Below are 18,391 nucleotides of genomic sequence, written 5' to 3' on the forward strand. Positions count from 1 at the left end.
CGTATTGCGTCGGTTGTTTTCCCAACGTGGCTAACCTGACGCCATGCAGTAATTAAAAGCGCGGAATGTATCCTGTGTGTGTCTGCGAAGTATCAAAACGTATCGCCCGACAAATCAGCGCAAACCGTGGCCGGAGAAGGTCGAAAAAGAATGGCCAGATCGGCGTGCGCGCAGTGTCTGACGAATGGAAGAACATCGTCGGAGCGAGGATGCTCAGGCTGGCAACAGCGGCAAGGCGAGACGCGCTTCGAGGCCGCCCGCGCGACGGTACAGACGCACGTCGTCGCCGTGACGCAGTGCATTGTCGATCAGATTCATCAGCACAGGCCGCAGCGCGTGTGGACAGGTGACGCGCGGACGCCCCACACGCCCCTCCAAAGAAATGGTGCGCCCCGCATCCTGGTAATCGCCGATCAGCGTGTATCCAGTAGTTTGTCGGCATCGACACGCTGTGTCTGCTCGCCGGCGCTGCACTGCATCTTCGCCCACGACAAGCTGGCTTCGACGAGCTCGGCCATCTCCGCGAGATCGCGTTGCAATGCCTCGCGCACTGCCTCGTCTTCAATAAGTTCGCCGCGCATGCCCATGCGCGTCAGCGGCGTGCGCTGATCATGCGCATAGGCGGCAAGCACCTGCAACAACTCGACCCAGCGATTGGCGCGATGGCGAGCGGACTCGTTGATCGCGCGAACGAGTCGCGCAACCGCGCGCGTGCCGTCCTCGGATAACACCGCGTCTGTACCTTCGCCGCTGTCCGCTTCGATCGCGTGGGCAAGCTTCTTCAGTCCGCTCAAGAGTTCGGTCGCCTTCAGTATCGCCACGATGGCGAGGCTCATCGCGAGAACGGCCACTGCGAGCAGCGGCAAGCCGGCGTTCGCCAGCACTGACCACGCGGCCACTTCCGCGAGATGGACGCAATAAAGGCCTTGGCCGGCCAGCGCCAGCAACGCGCACGCGCACAGCGCGCGGGCGTGCAAACGCTCCGGAATCGCAAATGGATTCGTGCGGGCCCGCAAGTGTGACTCCGAAAGCAGCTCGTCTCGATGGGTCGGGTACGCGATCAACTGTCCGCGAGGGTTTGGACAGTGCTGTCGGAGAGAGTTGGGTAAGGATCTTGTGCGAACGCAGCACTGTTGCCGCATGGCTTGTTCTGCTGCAGCAGCGAAACCGAACGCCACTGTTTGAAGTCGTGGTGGCCGGTATATCGGATATCGCTCGGACCAGTCGGCTTACCTTATCGCCAGCCTTATGAGCCAGAGCGATGCGACGTTACTGGTACCGCCGCGTGTGCGGCCTTGGTGCGTATTTTCACGAGATCCTCGTCGAGATCACCGGACGCACTGATCGAACTCACGCCGAAGCACGGGACGCGCGCCTCGGCGGAATATCAGAGTTCGTCTTGGGGTATGAACGTCCAATACAGTTTTAACTGGCCGCGGAACTCCCGATCGGCCAAAGTGCAGCTATCAAAGGATCACGCGTCCGTATCAACCTGGCAAGAGCAACAACTTGCCGGTGGTCGCGCGGCTTTCCATATCGGCATGCGCCTTCGCTGCGTCGGCGAGCCGGTATTCGCCTCCTACCCGAATCTTGAGTTTTCCTTCGGCAATCAGATGGAACAGTTGCGATGTGCGCGAGCGAAGCAACTCGGGTGTGTGGATGTGATCGGCGAATACCGCATAGCCGATCTTGATGCTCTTCGACAGACTCATGATATCGAACGGCCCCGGACCGCCGAGCACGGGACCATACCAGCAGAGCGTGCCCGATCGCCGGAGTGCGTCTAGCGACCCCTTGAACGTCTTCGGACCCGAACCGTCATAGACGACGTGTACGCCCTCACCACCCGTGAGCCGGATCGCCTCATCGGCAAAATCGCCCTCAGTGTCGACGATCACGTGATCGGCGCCTGCTTCTTGGGCGATCGCAGCCTTGTCAGCCGATGACACGCGACCAATCACGTGGCCGCCTCTGAGCTTGATGATCTGCGTGAGAAGCAAGCCGAGGCCACCGGCCGCTGCATGCACGAGCGCGATGTCGCCAGGCTGAACCGGATAAAAGTCAGTTGCGAAATGGCTCGCGGTTAGCCCCTGCATCATGACAGAAGCTGCAGTCCGATCGTCGATTTCGTCGGGCACCGGCACGAGCGAACTTACGGATATCAGCACCTTCTCCGCGTAGCTGCCCGGTGCATAAACCCATGCGACACGCTCGCCCGGGCGGACGCCCCCGGCCCCTTCGCCAAGTGCGATCACTCGCCCGACGCCTTCGACACCGAGCGTCTTGGGATCTGGGATCGTATCCCACGCCATGCCCTGCCGCACGCCGATATCCATAAAATTGACGCCTGCGATGGCAACTTCGACTACCGCCTCTCCCGGGCCCGGCAGAGGGTCCGGTCGGTCGGCGTACTCAAGCACTTCGCGGCCGCCCGGGCGCTTCATTGTGATGACCTTCAAAATAAGACTCCTTTTAATTTGACTCAATTGGCGCTCGCGAGCCCTTTGCCGCAGCCAAATTCTCGCGGTCGTGTCATAAGCGCACGATAGCTCTTTATGGACTGATCTGTCCATTACTAAAATGTAGCGTTCTGTAGCCGCGGGCGATGCGTGGACGCGATGATTCATTCAGTTGCGCCGCCGAGACCGGGCATGCCGGCCCCGGTCACCGGAGCGAATGAGCCGACGGGACCGAGACAAATGCGACAAGAACCGATTACATACCGTCTCTGATTTCGCTTGCACGACGCGCCCACTATGAGCGCGTGTGTAGCACGCTTGTACGGCGGTCGTGCAAGGCTCTCCGTGATTTAGCCGCTCAATCGCGAGGGTCAGCACAGATGCCGCGCAACTCGATTGAATCGAATTTGGGCGCATTAAGGAACGCGTCGGCGAAAATAAGCGGCGTTGGGTGCCGACGAATGCCTTCTTCAGGGCAGAGCCGCTTCCAAAACAGGCGCAGCTTTGCCGAGTTCCTTCATCACGCCTTCTGCATAACTCGGGTCGACTCTTTCGAACAACGCCAGTTGTCGTTCCACGATATCCTTCGCAACGCCTGCCATCGCTTCCGCAATATTGCGGAAGAAGCGTTCGCGCTGCGCTGGACGCCACGATCGACGAATACGGCGGCCCCGTAGCGCGTGCTCAATGGTCAGCCAATACGCTTCCCGATGCTTTGCGAACGCGGCGGAAACGCTCGAAACCTATGAGCTGACGCGCCGCGCAGGCGAGGCTACAGTTGTAATGGAACCAGTCGGCGTTGCGGGCCTGATCGCTCCCATGGAGCAGCACCGCCGGCACCATATGCAGCAAACTTGCCTCGGCCCTTGCTGCGGGGTGCGCGTCGGTGATCAAACCCAGCGAGCTGAGTCCCCTCCAAACCCAGGTGGTCGCCGACGCGCTGCATGAAGCAGGCTTGCCGGCAGGCGTGTTCAATATTCTGCTCGGACGGGGCGCGGATGTCGGCGACGAAATCAGCACCAGCCCCGGCATCGCGAAGATTTCCTTCACGGGCTCCACTGCGACCGGCAAGCTCATCGCCCGCGCGGGCATGGAGACCATGAAACGGGTTAGCCTGGCACTCACCGGCAAATCCGCTTCAATCGTGCTGGAGGATGCGGATCTGAACACAGCAATTCCACTCGCCCTTAGTTCGGCCTTTATGAACAACGGCCAAGCCTGCGTGGCGGGCACTCGGTTGCTGGTTCCGCGTGCGCGCCTCGACCAGGTGATCGAACACGTGAAGAAAATCGTCACCACCATGCGGGTGAGCGACCCTCGCGATCCGTCGACCGTTGTCGGACCTTTGGTCAATCGCGCCCAATACGACCGGGTGCAGCGTTTCATTCGCTGCGAGCAGGAACAGGGAGCCACACTGGTTGTCGGCGGCGAAGGGCGGCCCGAAAGGCTGGAAAAAGGCTACTTTGTGAAGCCGACCGTTTTCTCGAACGTCGACAATGACATGGAAATTGCGCGAGAAGAAATTTTTGGACCAGTGTTGTCTATTTTTGCCTACGAGAACGAGGACGACGCCGTCCGCATTGCCAATGACTCGATCTATGGGCTGCAAGCCTATGTGTTCTCCTCTCAGCCTGACAGAGCCGCGCGTCTTGCATCCCTACTTGAAGCGGGCACGGTGCTAATTAACCGCATCAGTCCGGAGCTCCTTGCCCCCTTCGGTGGCGTCAAGCAATCAGGCATCGGAAGAGAGTTTGGCGCTTTCGGCCTGGAAGCCGTCCTCGAAGCAAAGTGCATCGTGTCAATATAGCTAGAAGCGGGTACTTTATAGTAGTCAATTTCGATAGTCGATCGCGCAATGGAAAACGCAATGAGGCAGCCGCTTTCGAAATTCCCGCAACGTGCGCACAGCCGGCCAATAAACGGCATCGTCGTCAAGTTTCAAATTGCCGACAACACAACGCGTCACCCGTGGCTCCTACCTCATAACCCTTCCAAGAATTTTAACAACTCGGTTGAGAATTCCTCAGGCTCCTCGATCCACGGCATGTGGCCACTTTCTTCGAACGTCACGAGGTAAGATTTACGAATACCTGTATGCAGGCCCTCAGCAATAGCAACGGGGCAAATCCAATCATGCTTCCCCGCCATAATCAGCACTGGCGCGCGAATTTGATCAAACAGGGCGACCTGATCGCTCGCGGCAGCTTTGTCGGCTGCGGTTTGCGCCTCGAAGGCGTAAAGTGAGATCGGCTCAACCAGTAACTGCTCCCTCGCCGACATCAGATGTTTTTCGGGATTTGCAAGGTACAGCGGTAAAATTTCGGCTACAAAGGCTGATAATTCTTCATCGTTCGAAAAAGGCTGGCTCTTGCCAGAAAAATGACTGACAGCCACTTGAACCGCGGCTTGATACCAAGGGTCTTCAGCTTTTGCCTTCAACAATGCCTGCGTGTCGGCGTTTGCATCGAAGCCCAGTACCTGACTGTCAATAAGCACTAGCTTTTCGACACGATTTTGGTACCGCTCGGCGTAAAAGAGTACGATGGCTCCGGAGTTGGAATGACCCAGAAGTTGAATGGTAGAAAGTCCGAGGAACTCACGGAGCGCCTCCAGATCATCCGCCATATCGTTACTGCTCATCTTAGTGGTGTCAGCCGGCCGGCCAGAAAGACCGCTTCCGCGTGTGTCCACAAAAACCAGACGGAACCTCTCCTGCAGGAATTTGAAGCCTCTTTGCAAATAGCCGCTACCTACTCCCCAACCCGGCGATATTAGGAACAAGAGTGGCCCGTTGCCGCAAACGTAATAGTGAAGATCAACCCCATTGAGATACACGTTGTGGTCTCCCGAACCCAGCGGATCCGATGACTTGACGGAGCTTCTATGTTGCGTTGTGGTGTCCATAATTCGCTGCCCTTTTGCGCTTTCAGCAGAGTAATAAGTGCGAGTCTTCGACTGATTGGCAGCGCACCCGGAATCGTATGCAGAACCGATTGAGAGACGCCAAACCTAGTCCGACGCAGACATGTATTCGTTATCTGCGTGTCCGTCGAACTTTGATAACAGCCAGACCTTCCCATTTATTCCCTGCAACGGGCTAAAGCAGGGAGGCAGTTGCATCAGCTAGACGCTGATGCAAACGGACGACGAGTGAATCCCACTAAAGAAAGGCACTCGCTTTGTGCGCACCAACTCATCAACGAATTCCGTCAAATCGCGAGAGCAACGACAAATGGCAGCTGTGGAGAAGAACAGCGCAACGCGGATTGCATAAAACATAGCGTGCGTCGATGCACTTCGGGCGACCAGGCCAGCAGTTGTCCTCTGTCACGAGCGAAGAATTCGCGTCGGGCGGCGCAATGCCGTTCAACCCACTATGGGCGCGCAGTGGTAGCTTGCCATCGCATAATTAATTAACCCGTCCAATTCATCGAGCGACACGTACAGGCGTACATGGCCTTTCGGGTCAGCCGGCGCCTGACGCAAACCATGAGGTTGGGATCCAGTGTGGCCAGGCAGGCCTGAAGACAGCCAGCCGGCCATCGTGCCGAGGAAGCGCTCCATAAAAGGGCGCTCGTCGGGACTGCATTTCGGTCCTGCGCCGACGACGCAACCGGCAAAAATTCGCAGAGCTCTACCGGCGTTTCAACCACGAGGCTAACCTTTGCTTTGTCAAGGCTGATGAAGCCCTATCCCACCTAAGCGACTCCCCTTTCCCTTGTGGGTATGGTGCGGTGACAACATGGCTTCATCACTGCACTAATCGCCAGCTCGGCGATCGCCTTCAGATTTTCGTCTAACCGACCACCTGGCGCGCGAGTCGAGTGACGGCCGCGAAGTCGCATGGGGGCGACTTTTAATTCCATCAGGGTCAGCTTGAAGCGGGCGGTTACTGGTCTACGTGTGCAGCGGTCGGCATCCCTTTGACGCCTGCGTAAAAGACGATCAATTCAACGGGCGATTCCTCCGTCCAGCCACGGTGAACGGTACCGACCATTTCGGAGAGCACCTCGCCTGCGTGCAACGATTTCTTGTGAAGGCCATCCTTGCTCTCGACATGCAATGATCCGGACAGCACATATGCAGCATTCGGCATTGGATGCGTGTGCCATGGAAGAGCTGTATGGGCAGGAACTACGATCCTGAGAACGGTCAGTTGTGGCTGCCCGGCAGGATACGACTTATATGCGGCGCCATCCCATGAATGGTCAGTCTGAAGAAGTGGAGTCGACACCGTAGCCTCGGGATTATCGACCTCCCCCGCAAATCCTTGCGTCGCGCAAAAGCACAAAATTAATCCAAGGGTAGTGCATCGGATAAAGAGTGACAAAACAGTTCCTTTAAAAGAAATGGAAGACGTGGCTGGAATAGGTCTCAACGACGGATTGCAAATAATTTTGAGCCTACAAAGCCAAATCTTATCGAGATGCGGTCCAGTCCAGTTGTCCGAGAGGAGCGAATCTGTTGTCGTAAAAGTGCTAACCTCATCCGGAGGATGACAAACTTTTTCTATAACCATCCAATACCGCTATCTGGACAGCTGCAGACGGTTGTGAACCGCCACCTCCGGTTTCGCAAGTCCCGATGGACATTCTTTGGGCCCCTGATCCAGTGCAGCAGCAAGGCGGCGCGCAACAAGGTCCGACACGCTGTTTACCCATCGCGAATATCCATGCACCGCCGCACGCGGTAGTCCGCGAGTGCACCGCCACTCATCCGCGTAATATCCGCCGTCCGACTGACGCGCTTCCCGTCCACCGTGCAGCAACTCAACCGCGACTCGCAGCGTTCGCCTCTCCTTCTGATAGGTCTTTCATCCGGTCCTACAGTCCTGTAACGCGTACTTGATCGGGGATTCATACATACCCCGCGATCGCCGGCCTGATCAACGGAGGATGCGTCGGTTACTTACGGATACCGGTGCAGAAGATCGCCCGGCGTACTATCTTGGACCAGTCGGCGGGACAATATCTCGTCAGCGAATGCCTCGGCACGCTCCATAGACAGCGACGGCCCAAGCAGGTTACACAGATGGACATCGGTCACGGCGGTCGTCGGCGAATCGCCTGCCGCGATAGCCTCCCCGATAGCGTCCAGCACCCCGATGTCAAATTTGAACTGTGCCGCACGCGCGATCATGCGGGCAATGGTCTGGTGTGCGTGCGAGAGCGTGATCCCGTACGCGACCGCGACATCGATCAGTGGCCAGCGATGCGTGCCGATTCCGTAGCGATGTGCAAGCAGGTCAGCATTCCGACTGGCTTGTGCTTCCAGTGGCTGCTCCGGCGTGACCAGGTTACGTCCGCGGGTCGCCAGACATTCTGCAACACAGCGAACTGCCGCTTCGAGGGTTTCAGCCTCTATGACTACGCGCCACCGGCCATCGAGCAACCGAGGATGCGCCGCCGGAGGCACCAGCAGTTGAGCGGGCTCAAGCAGGAGTGCTCGCTCCCAGGCGCGAAGACACGCAGCGGTAAGCGTCTTCGGAAACGTCCCCTGCTCCCACTGCGTTAGCGTGGGACTCGAGACAGCACACACGCGCCACCTCTGCAACCGAAAGGCCCAGCTCCTCGCGCAGTCGCCTGGCATGAGGGCCGATTTCCCTGCACTGCGCCGGAGGAATCCGCATCTGGGGATAGCTTCCGCCTTGCCGCGCTATGGTATTTCGGCCATCAACCCCGTCATCCGGCAACAGTTGCATGTCGAGACTGAGCAGCCACCCTCCCGGCACCCGCAAGACGGTCTCCAGCGCGATCACCGTCGCGTCCGCGATGGCGCTGGGCATCCTGCTTTTCTCCCAGTACCCAAATCTCGATTGCGACACGTTAGCAGTGGTCGCGAGTTCGGCCTGGGTTATGCCCAGCGCCTTGCGACGCTCACGCATACGCGGTCCGATCCGAAGTGCGCTGGCGCGCGGAATCCACTCATGGCCCCCGGTCAATCCTGTCTCCCGCCTGGTATTTTGAATGTTAATGAAAAGGACATTGCTCGCCGCCCCGGGAAACGTGGCCCCCGGTCGCCGGATCAGGTTCGGGCCTTTAAGCGTTCAAAGGCATACGCATTGGCCCGCGCGTCATGCAGCGCGTGGTGCTCCCCGTCATGCCGGGCGAAGTATTCGGCGCGCCGCTCCCGGCCACGGCGGCCCGCGATATTCTCGATCCGCCAGCCGCGCGGCAGGGGGCCGCCCAGCAGGAAACGGAACAGGTTCAGGTCCGTCTCGCAGTCGTAACAGAGCACTGGCCCGGATTCGGCCGGTGCGCTGCCAAGCCATCCGCACAGGGCGTCGCGCAACCGGTCGAACGGCATGGCGCGCCCTTCAAACTGGCCGAGCTGCGGCAGCACCACCTTCCGGACAAAATCACTGCAGCATGCCTGGTCGAAGTCGGTACGCTCGCCGTAGAACTCGTCCCCGTTCTCGTCCACGAGCGCGACACTGACCAGCTGGCAGTGCCGGAAATCCGTAAATTCCGTGTCGATGAAATATCGGCTAACCGAATCACCGTGCCGTTCGGCCGGCAGCGGCCAGAGCAGTGCGCCGTGAAAGGAAGTGTCAGTCATGTCCTGTTGCTCTTTCTGCTGCGCCTCCGCAGCGGTCCGGCGAGCACAGTCACTTGCCCGGGAAACGGAACCGAGGCGGCCCCCGTACCATCCTGGCGGGTAGCAAGCACGAAACGACGCAGGCGCGCGCGTAGCTGCGCGGACGTCTCCTCAGGCGGCAGCGCTGGCGGTTTCCTTTGTCTGCTCATGTCATCTCCACACCATGCAGGCCGGACGCGGGTGATCGCATGCTGGCCGCGACACGGCGGATTATCACGGCCAGCCTTTGTCCAGACGGTGCATTGGCCGCGTCTGCGGCTCCAAGCGGTGGTGCGCCACCAGCCTGCCTTCGATCCCCTCACCGACACGCGGCGCTTCGTGATCGCCGCGCACGACAACGCCACCGCCGTGCTCGGCATGCGTCTGATGGAGCGCTTGCCGGCGTCGGCGGGGTCGGGCGTGCGCGTGGCATTCGTGATCGGCGATCAGCCCACCGCCGCGTCGCGGCTCGAAAGCGGCGAGATCGACCTGCTGCTCGGTTCCGACCGGATGATTCCGCCGTCGATGAAAGTTCGCAAGCTCTACGACGAGCATTTCGTGTTCGTGCAGCGCAAGGCCCACCCGCGCGGCGACGCCCCACTCGACCTCGACACCTACTGCGCGCTCGATCACGTGCTGGTGTCAACCAGCGGCGGCAGTTTTCACGGCTTCATGGACGAGCATCTCGACGAACTCGGCCGCGAACGGCGCGTCGCGCTGTCGCTCCAGCACTTTGCGCTAGTGCCGGAGTTACTGTCTAAAACCGACTACGTTTCGACGCTGCCGTCGCGCTTCGCGGCACGCTACGTCGACCGGCTCGACATCTTTGCGCTGCCGTTCGAGGCGCGCGGCTTCACGTTGTACGCGGGCTGGCATCCGCGCAATCAGGCCGATCCGGCGCTCGTGTGGCTGCGGGAGATGCTGGCCGAGTTGGCCGCACGGTAGAAAATCAGGCGGATAGTCCGCGCTGGACCAGAAGACGCGCCCCACGCGCTACAGAAGCCGCTCGCGGTTACGAAAGCGCCGACATCTTTACGCCTGCCGAAGTCGCCAAAATCACCCTTTCTACACACATCTTCGCCGATTATCCTGGCAACTTCACGAATTAACACAAGCACTCAGTTCCACGGCCGAAGATTTCATGGTGAGAACGCTTCTCAATTACAACCAGATTGCATAGAATGCGCACCGCAAACAATTTGTAATAAACATGGAATGCTCGGGTAAGGAATACGTTGCTCGCCCGGGCACCAGCACTCATGATGGGGATAAAAATGAAGTTGCGGTCCGACGAACCGAAGCTCGGCAAAATCAGCACGACGCTGTGCAGCATGTTGGCGGCAGGCCCCGCGCTCGCGCAGGGCACGACCGGCACGGCGCCGCCTGACAAGGAGAGCCAGCTCGCGCCGATCGCCGTGCAAGGCCAGGCGGACGACGGCTTCAAGACCGACCACTCGGCGTCGGTCAAATTCACCGCGCCGCTGGTCGACACCCCGAAATCGGTGACCGTAATTCCGCAGGAGTTGATCAAAAGCACGGGCGCCTCGACGCTGACCGAAGCGCTGCGCACGGTGCCGGGCATCACGTTCGGCGCCGGCGAAGGCGGCAATCCGCTCGGCGACCGGCCGTTCATTCGCGGCTACGACGCCCAGGGCAGCACCTTCGTCGACGGCATGCGCGACATCGGCGCGACCACGCGCGAAGTGTTCAACATCGAAAGCGTGGAAGTGACCAAGGGTTCGGACGGCGCCTACGGCGGCCGCGGCGGCGCGGGCGGCAGCATCAACCTGATTACCAAGACCCCGCATCTGGGCAATTCCGCCGACGGCAGCGCGGGCCTCGGCACCGACCGCTACCGCCGCTTCACCGCCGACGGCAACTGGCAAATGGCCGATCACGCGGCCTTCCGCCTGAACGTGATGAGCCACAACAACGACGTGGCCGGCCGCGACGCGGTCAACAACGAACGCTGGGGCATCGCGCCGTCGTTCACCTATGGTCTCGGCACGCCGACCCGCGTCACGGCGAGCTACTACCACCTCTCCACCGACGACCTGCCCGACAGCGGCATTCCGTACTTCTACACGACCACCAACAAGCCGGCTAACGTCGACACGATCTACCCTGCCAATGTGGACCGGCATAACTTTTACGGCCTGATCGACCGCGATTTCCGCAAGACGACTTCGGACGTCGGCACCGTGCGCATCGAGCACGACATCAACAGCAATCTGACGATCCGCAACACCACGCGTTATACGAAGTCCACTCAGGACTACATCTGGACGCAGCCGGACGACAGCCAGGGCAACGTCGTGAACGGCATGGTGTGGCGCCGCGCGAATACGCGTGCAAGCGACGTCTACAGCCTCGCGAACCAGACCGAACTGTTCGGCGAGTTCAGGACCGGCTTCCTGAAACACAGCTTCACTACCGGCCTCGAACTGTCGCGCGAAACCAGCGTGAATGATTCGTACACCGTCGCAACGGCCACCGGTGCGATCTGCAAGACCAAGGGCATCGGCGCGGCGTCGGGCTATAACTGCACGAGCCTGTGGTCACCGAATCCGAACGACCCGTGGGCCGGCTCGGTCAAGCAAACGAACGATCCGAGCGAGCAGCGCACCACCACCAAGTCGCTATATGCGTTCGATACGATCGAACTCACTAAACGCTGGCAGGCCAACGTCGGCTTGCGCGTCGACGATTATTCGACCGATTTCCGCAACACGGTTGCCAACGGCGGCAAGCGCACCTCGCGCGACGACACGCTGTTCAACTACCAGCTCGGCCTCGTCTTCAAACCGGCTTCGAACGGCAGCGTGTATGCGTCGATCGCGACTTCTTCGACGCCGGCCGGCGCCCTGCTCGGCCAGGGCAGCGAAACGCAATCGCTGACGCCGGGGCGTGGCGGTGTCGGCGCGAACGCGGATCAGCTCGCGCCGGAAAAGAACCGTAGCGTCGAACTCGGCACCAAGTGGAATGTGCTGGACAACCATCTCTCGCTGACGGGCGCGCTGTTCCAGATCGACACAACCAATGCCCGCGTCACGCTGCCCAACAACGAATACGCGATGGTCGGCAACAAGCGCGTGCAAGGCTTCGAATTCGGCGTGGCCGGTCAGTTGACGAACAAGTGGCAGGTGTTCGGCGGCTACACGTACATGAAGAGCCAGTTGCGCGACAACGGCAAGACCACCTCGGACAACGGCCACCAGTTCCCGAATACGCCGAAGAACAGCATCAGCCTGTGGACTAACTACGACGTGCTGCCGAAGTTCACGGTCGGTGGCGGCGCGTTCTACATGTCACAGGTGTACGGCGACACGGCGAACCTGCGTGCGGTGCCGTCGTACTGGCGCTTCGACGGCATGGCGACGTACCGGATCAACAAGAAGGTCGATCTGCAACTGAACGTGCAGAACATCTTCAACCGGACGTATTACGACCAGGCGTATCCGGCGCACTACGCGTCGATCGCAGCCGGTCGTTCCGCCTTCCTGACGCTCAACGCGCACTACTAGGCGCGGCATGACGGAACAGGTAACGCTGAAGGCGTTGGCGAGCGTGTCGCATGACGAGCTCGCCGCGATTTTCTCCGGGCCACCGGCCGTTGCTGCCTCGTGGGTGGCGGCGGCCGCGCATAACGGCATCGTCGAAGCGCAGGCGGTGTACGGGCAGTATCTGCTCGACGGCCATGGTGTGAAACGCAACGCCGAGGAAGCGTTGACCTGGTTCAGGCACGCGGCCCGGCAGGATCATCCGATGGCGATGAACATGTTGGGCCGTTGCTACGAACACGGTTGGGGAACCACTGCGTGCGCGCCGGTAGCGGTCTACTGGTACCGCCTCGCGGCGCAGGCCGGACTCGACTGGGGCATGTACAACTATGCATCGGCGCTGGCGCTTGGCAACGGTGTGGCGTGCGATCGTGCAGAGGCGCTGCTGTGGTTCAGGCGCGCCGCCGAAATGGGTCACGCGAAGTCGATCAACTTTATCGGCAGCTTTTACGAGGACGGCTGGGAAGTCGATGTCGACGCAAACATCGCGCTCGACTATTACGGGCGTGCAGCGATGGCCGGCGACTTCCGCGGCCAGTTCAACTATGCGCGGCTACTGGCTGAACGCGGCGAGATCGATACCGCACTGCAATGGTTGCGGCGTGTGCCACACACCGCAACGGCAGCGTTCGTCGAGAAAATGCAAGCGTGGCTGGCCGCTTCGCCGGTTAGCGCATTTCGTGCGCTGGCTAAGGAGATCGATGAAGAAATCGATGAAGAGGTGCGCGCATGATGCTGCATTTGCAAGGCGTGATCAGCAAACAACAGGTCGCGCAATGCCGCGAAATCCTCGACGCGGCACAATGGATCGACGGCAATGCGACTTCCGGCGAACAGTCGGCGCAGGCCAAGCGCAACCAGCAATTGCCCGAAGGCTCCCCCGCCGCGCGCGCCGTTGGTGATGCGATTCAGGACGCACTCGGCCGCAATCCGCGCTTCTTTTCCGCCGCGTTGCCGCTGAAAGTCTTTCCGCCGCTCTTTAACCGCTATGCAGGCGGCGACGGTTTCGGCACGCACGTGGACAACGCGATCCGCCAGTTGCGCGGCACCGACTTCCGCATCCGCAGCGATCTGTCGGCCACGCTCTTTCTGGCCGAGCCGGAATCCTATGACGGTGGCGAACTCTGCGTCGAAGACACCTACGGCGTGCATCGCGCGAAGCTGCCGGCCGGCGACATGGTGCTCTACCCCGCTTCGAGCCTGCATCACGTGAGCCCGGTGACGCGTGGCGTGCGGGTCGCGTCCTTCTTCTGGATTCAGAGCATGGTCCGCGACGACGGCGAACGCGCCATGCTGTTTCAACTCGACAATGACGTGCAACGTTTGGCGGCCGAAAAAGGTTCGAACGATGCAACCGTGGTAAGTCTCACCGGCATCTATCACAATCTGCTGCGCCGCTGGGCCGACGCCTGATCTGGCGGACTCCTCGTCCCACACAAAACAGTCTTTCTTTTTGCACGCAGAAAGAAGGCACGTCCGCGTGTTTACTTTCCCGTTCGTTAAGCGCAACGTGCGTGGTTGACGCGCGTCGCTACGTTTCTGGTTGCGCTTTCCAGGATTCGATCCGCTTCGCCGTGGCCCAATAGCCGGGTCGCAGCGAACCTGGTTGTGCCGCGTCGGCAACCTGTTGCATTCGCAACGGCACCGAAATTGCTGATAACGATGAGTCAGACCACGACGCTTCGGATGCCGACGTGCGGGTATCCGCACATCGGCTACCCGCATGTCGCCAGCCTGCATTGACCTTTCAATGGAGCCAGCAGATCGTCATGTCCACGAAGAACGAACATCAGGATTCGGGCGACGCGCCCGCCACCACGCCACCCCAACCGTCGCGCCGCCGCTTTCTGCAGTCGGCTGCCGCGGCAGCCACGGTCGGCGCGGCGCCGCATCTGCGCGCGCAAACACAAACACCCGCCCCGGCTGCGCCGCCCGCGGGGGTCCGTTCGCCGGTGCCGGGCCGTCCGGTCACACTGACCATCAACGGCCGCGCTTACACGCTGCAACTCGAACCGCGCGTGACCTTGCTCGATGCGCTGCGCGAGTACGCGGGCCTGATGGGCACCAAGAAAGGCTGCGACCGCGGGCAGTGTGGCGCATGCACGGTGATCGCCGACGGCCGTCGCATCAATTCCTGCCTGACCCTTGCCGTGATGCATGAAGGCGAGAACATCATGACGGTGGAAGGACTCGCCAGCAACAGCGTGCTGAGTCCGTTGCAGCGGGCCTTCATCGAACACGATGCATTCCAGTGCGGCTACTGTACGCCCGGGCAGTTGTGTTCCGCGACTGCCCTGCTGAACGAATTCCGTAACGGCACGGCCAGCACCGTGACCGCCGATGTCCGCAGCCGGCCTCCACAACTTTCCGACGACGAGATCCGCGAACGCATGAGCGGCAATATCTGTCGCTGCGGGGCGTACGTGAATATCGTCGCGGCGGTGCGCGCCGTGCATGAAGGCGGCGGGCAGAACGTTGCAAGCGGCAGCAACGCGAGCAGTGCCGCTAACAACGGCAGCAGCGGCAGCGACAACCGCCACAACGCCTGACGGAGCGACCAGCATGGATGCGATCTCTTACGAACGCGCCGGCGACGTCGCCGGCGCCGTGCGCGCGGCGCAGCAACCGGGTGCGGTGTTCATCGGCGGCGGCACCAATCTGCTCGACCTGATGAAGGGCGGCGTGGCGCGGCCGCTACGGCTCATCGATATTACGCACATCGGCGGGCTCGATACGGTCACCACGCTGCCCAATGGCGGCATCCGCATCGGCGCTCTGGTGCGCAACAGCGATGCCGCCAATCATGCGCTGGTGCGCGAACAATACCCGTTGCTGTCGCAAGCTTTTCTGGCGGGTGCTTCAGCGCAGCTGCGCAATATGGCGACCGTGGGCGGCAATCTGTTGCAGCGCACGCGCTGCGGCTACTTTTACGACACCGCCTTCACGCAGTGCAATAAACGCATACCAGGCAGCGGTTGCGCGGCGCTCGACGGGCACAATCGCACGCACGCGATTCTCGGTGCGAGTCCGCAATGCATTGCCGTGAACCCGTCGGATATGAGCGTGGCGCTCGCCGCGCTCGACGCCGTCGTGCGCGTGAGCGGACCCATAAGCGGACCCGCAGGCGAGCGGACGATTCCGTTTGCTGACTTTCATCGGCTTCCCGGTGACCGGCCTGATATCGATACAACTTTGCAGGCGGGCGAGTTGATTACCGCCGTCGATTTGCCGCCGCCTTTGTTCAGCGCGAACGCCCACTATCTGAAGGTGCGTGACCGGGCCAGTTACGCATTTGCGCTGGTCTCGGTGGCCGCCGCGCTGCAGATGGACGGCGATCACGTGAGAACCGCACGCATCGCGTTGGGCGGCGTCGCGCACAAACCGTGGCGCGCGAGTGCGGCCGAGCAGATGCTCAACGGCCAGCCGCTCACCCAGGCGAGATTGCATGACGCCGCAGCCGCCGCGCTACGCGATGCGAGGCCTCAGCACGAGAATGCGTTCAAGGTGCAGCTCGCGCAACGCGCGATCGTGCGCGCAGTGAATCTGGCCGCGGGCCGCACCGGAGGTGTCGCATGAATCTGATCGGTCAACCGCTCGACCGCATCGACGGTCTCCTGAAAGTCACCGGCGAAGCGCGCTACGCCGCCGAGTTCCCCGAGGCGCGGCTTGCGCATGCGGTGCTGGTCACCAGCACGATTGCAAGCGGCACGATTGCGTCGATCGATGCAAGCCGCGCGCAAGCGTTGCCGGGCGTGCTGCTGGTGATGACGTATCAGAACGCGCCGCGCCTGCCGAATGGCGGCAAGCCCGCGTTGACGCCCCCGGCAGGCAGGCGCCTGTCGCTGCTGCAGGACAACCAGGTTCACTACAACAACGAGCCGGTCGCGGTAGTGGTTGCCGATACGCTCGAACATGCTACCGACGCCGCGCGCCAGTTGCGCATCACTTATCAGAGCAGCGCCGCAGTACTCGATTTCACCCAGGCGAAGCCGAACGGACATGCGCCCGACAAACCGCAAGGCCGCACAACCGACACGCAACGCGGCGACTTCGAGGACGGTATGCGCAGCGGCCCAGTCCACGTCGATGCCGTTTACACCACGCCGATCGAGCATCACAACCCAATGGAGCCGCACGCCACGATGGCGCACTGGGACGGCCCGCAACTCACGCTCTACGACTCGACACAAGGCGTGAGCAATGCGGCGCAGGCGGTCGCCAAGACATTCGGCATGTCACCCGGCGACGTGCGCGTGATTTCGCCGTTTATCGGCGGTGGCTTCGGTTGCAAGGGATCGTCCTGGTCGCACGTGTCGTTGTGCGCGATGGCGTCGAAACAGACCGGGCGTCCGGTGCGTCTCGTGCTCGAGCGGCCGCAGATGTTCGGCTCCGTCGGCGCGCGGCCGCGCACCGAGCAGCATTTCACGCTTGCCGCGCGGCATGACGGCACGCTGACGGCGATGCGCCACGACAGTACGTCAAACACGTCGATGTTCGAAGACTGGACCGAGACCTGCTGCATGGTCACGCGCATGTTGTACGCGGTGCCCAATCAGATCACGACGCACCGGATCGTGCCGATGAATCTCGGCACGCCGACCTTCATGCGCGCGCCCGGCGAGACAACCGGCTCGTTTGCACTCGAATCTGCGATGGACGAACTCGCCGTAGCGTTGAAGATGGACCCGCTTGCGCTGCGTCTGAAGAATTACGCCGATGCCGATCCGCAGGAAAACAAGCCGTGGTCGAGCAAATCCTTACGCGAGTGCTATCAGATCGGCGCCGAGAAATTCGGCTGGTCGCGGCGCACCGCCGCACCACGATCGATGCGCAACGGCAACACGCTGATCGGCATGGGCATGGCAACCGCCACCTATCCGGCCAACCGCAGCGAAGCCGCGGCCATCGCGCGGATTCTGCCGGACGGCAGCGCCATGGTCGCCTCCGGCACCCAGGACCTCGGCACCGGCACCTATACGGTAATGACCCAGGTGGCCGCCGACGCACTCGGCTTCGCGCCGGAAAACATTCACTTCGCGCTCGGCGATTCGTCGTTGCCGAAAGCGCCGGGGTCGGGCGGCTCGCAATCGGCGGCGAGCGTTTCGCCCGCTGTGCGCGAGGCCGCAAGCCAGGCGCGCAGCCAGCTGATCGCCTTGGCGCTCGCCGACGAAGCCTCGCCGGTGCACGGCATCGCGCCCGACGACATCACGGTGGAAAACGGCTGGGTCACGAGCCGCTCACAGCCGGCGAAGCGCGATCCGGCTGCGGCGATCATCGCGCGCTCAGGCGGCAAACCGATCGAAGCCACCGCGACGGTCAAACCCGGCGAGGAAAGGCAGAAGTACTCGCTTCACTCGTTTGGCGCGGTGTTTGCCGAAGTCCATGTCGATGCGGACCTCGGCACGATTCGCGTGGCGCGCGTGGTCGGCGTTTATGACGTGGGGCGCGTGCTGAACCAGAAAACCGCGCGCAGCCAGATGTTGGGCGGCATCGTGTGGGGCGTGGGAGCGGCGCTCCAGGAGGAGACCTCGCTCGATACGCGCTATGGCCGCTTCACCAACGCGAACCTCGCCGAGTACCACGTGCCGGTGAATGCCGACATCGGTTCGCTCGACATCACGTTCATCGATCGACCTGATCCGTACGTGAATTCGCTCGGCGTGCGCGGCATCGGCGAGATCGGCATCACCGGTGTACCGGCGGCCATCGCGAATGCGGTGTATCACGCGACCGGCGTGCGCGTGCGCGATCTGCCGGTGACGCTCGACAAGGTGATGGGGACGATGCGCGCATAAC

General features: G+C 61.4%; 15 protein-coding genes and 1 pseudogene. 8 read left to right on the plus strand and 8 right to left on the minus strand.

Annotation, left to right across the window (positions count from 1 at the left end; genetic code table 11):
• Positions 1 to 413 precede the first annotated feature (413 nt).
• The 3 genes from PQQ86_RS32990 to PQQ86_RS33000 all read right to left on the minus strand — a co-directional run bounded on the left by PQQ86_RS32990 (position 414) and on the right by PQQ86_RS33000 (position 3,061).
• Complete coding sequence (locus tag PQQ86_RS32990) at positions 414 to 1,016, minus strand: sensor histidine kinase (protein ID WP_408276769.1); 603 nt, start codon at positions 1,014 to 1,016, stop codon at positions 414 to 416.
• 471 nt (positions 1,017 to 1,487) lie between these two features.
• Complete coding sequence (locus tag PQQ86_RS32995) at positions 1,488 to 2,459, minus strand: quinone oxidoreductase family protein (RefSeq protein WP_408276772.1); 972 nt, start codon at positions 2,457 to 2,459, stop codon at positions 1,488 to 1,490.
• Between the two features lie 470 nt (positions 2,460 to 2,929).
• The gene (locus PQQ86_RS33000; RefSeq protein ID WP_408276775.1) at positions 2,930 to 3,061 is read right to left on the minus strand and encodes a hypothetical protein; all 132 of its coding nucleotides are present in this window, start codon (positions 3,059 to 3,061) and stop codon (positions 2,930 to 2,932) included.
• Positions 3,062 to 3,288: 227 nt separating this feature from the next.
• Here PQQ86_RS33000 and PQQ86_RS33005 point away from each other — a divergent pair.
• A pseudogene (locus PQQ86_RS33005) lies at positions 3,289 to 4,266 on the plus strand (aldehyde dehydrogenase family protein); the annotation flags it as partial.
• Positions 4,267 to 4,439: 173 nt separating this feature from the next.
• Here the strand turns inward: PQQ86_RS33005 and PQQ86_RS33010 are convergent.
• The 5 genes from PQQ86_RS33010 to PQQ86_RS33030 all read right to left on the minus strand — a co-directional run bounded on the left by PQQ86_RS33010 (position 4,440) and on the right by PQQ86_RS33030 (position 9,017).
• A complete protein-coding gene (locus tag PQQ86_RS33010) occupies positions 4,440 to 5,363 on the minus strand; it encodes an alpha/beta fold hydrolase (RefSeq protein WP_408276778.1) in 924 nt (307 codons plus the stop codon).
• 985 nt (positions 5,364 to 6,348) lie between these two features.
• Positions 6,349 to 6,978 carry a cupin domain-containing protein gene (locus PQQ86_RS33015; RefSeq protein ID WP_408276782.1) on the minus strand — a complete coding sequence of 210 codons (630 nt, stop codon included), beginning with the start codon at positions 6,976 to 6,978 and terminating at the stop codon, positions 6,349 to 6,351.
• 389 nt (positions 6,979 to 7,367) lie between these two features.
• On the minus strand, positions 7,368 to 7,850 hold the full coding sequence (locus PQQ86_RS33020; protein ID WP_408276787.1) for a hypothetical protein: 483 nt from the start codon (positions 7,848 to 7,850) through the stop codon (positions 7,368 to 7,370).
• 40 nt (positions 7,851 to 7,890) lie between these two features.
• Positions 7,891 to 8,343 (minus strand): helix-turn-helix domain-containing protein, encoded by a 453-nt coding sequence (locus PQQ86_RS33025; protein WP_408276789.1) that lies wholly within the window; start codon positions 8,341 to 8,343, stop codon positions 7,891 to 7,893.
• A 140-nt stretch (positions 8,344 to 8,483) separates the two neighbouring features.
• Positions 8,484 to 9,017 (minus strand): 3'-5' exonuclease family protein, encoded by a 534-nt coding sequence (locus PQQ86_RS33030; RefSeq protein ID WP_408276792.1) that lies wholly within the window; start codon positions 9,015 to 9,017, stop codon positions 8,484 to 8,486.
• A 309-nt stretch (positions 9,018 to 9,326) separates the two neighbouring features.
• On the opposite strand from PQQ86_RS33030, the gene PQQ86_RS33035 reads away from it, so the two are divergent.
• The 7 genes from PQQ86_RS33035 (at position 9,327) to PQQ86_RS33065 (ending at position 18,390) form a co-directional block, all read left to right on the plus strand.
• Positions 9,327 to 9,980, plus strand: coding sequence for a LysR substrate-binding domain-containing protein (locus tag PQQ86_RS33035; RefSeq protein ID WP_408276795.1), 654 nt, complete (start codon positions 9,327 to 9,329; stop codon positions 9,978 to 9,980).
• Positions 9,981 to 10,309: 329 nt separating this feature from the next.
• Positions 10,310 to 12,559 carry a TonB-dependent receptor gene (locus tag PQQ86_RS33040; protein ID WP_408276798.1) on the plus strand — a complete coding sequence of 750 codons (2,250 nt, stop codon included), beginning with the start codon at positions 10,310 to 10,312 and terminating at the stop codon, positions 12,557 to 12,559.
• Positions 12,560 to 12,566: 7 nt separating this feature from the next.
• Positions 12,567 to 13,328, plus strand: a complete 762-nt coding sequence (locus PQQ86_RS33045; RefSeq protein ID WP_408276799.1) for a tetratricopeptide repeat protein — start codon at positions 12,567 to 12,569, stop codon at positions 13,326 to 13,328.
• Entirely contained in the window at positions 13,325 to 14,008 is a 684-nt protein-coding gene (locus tag PQQ86_RS33050) for a Fe2+-dependent dioxygenase (RefSeq protein WP_408276802.1), read from the plus strand. Before PQQ86_RS33045 ends, PQQ86_RS33050 begins: the two co-directional genes overlap by 4 nt.
• A 356-nt stretch (positions 14,009 to 14,364) precedes the next feature.
• On the plus strand, positions 14,365 to 15,144 hold the full coding sequence (locus tag PQQ86_RS33055) for a (2Fe-2S)-binding protein (RefSeq protein WP_408276805.1): 780 nt from the start codon (positions 14,365 to 14,367) through the stop codon (positions 15,142 to 15,144).
• 13 nt (positions 15,145 to 15,157) lie between these two features.
• Positions 15,158 to 16,171, plus strand: coding sequence for an FAD binding domain-containing protein (locus tag PQQ86_RS33060; RefSeq protein ID WP_408276807.1), 1,014 nt, complete (start codon positions 15,158 to 15,160; stop codon positions 16,169 to 16,171).
• Positions 16,168 to 18,390 carry a xanthine dehydrogenase family protein molybdopterin-binding subunit gene (locus tag PQQ86_RS33065; RefSeq protein WP_408276810.1) on the plus strand — a complete coding sequence of 741 codons (2,223 nt, stop codon included), beginning with the start codon at positions 16,168 to 16,170 and terminating at the stop codon, positions 18,388 to 18,390. The genes PQQ86_RS33060 and PQQ86_RS33065 overlap by 4 nt, the downstream gene beginning before the upstream one ends.
• The last annotated feature ends 1 nt before the right edge of the window (position 18,391 follow it).

Source organism: Paraburkholderia sediminicola (assembly GCF_046026675.1).
Lineage (GTDB): Bacteria > Pseudomonadota > Gammaproteobacteria > Burkholderiales > Burkholderiaceae > Paraburkholderia > Paraburkholderia sediminicola_F.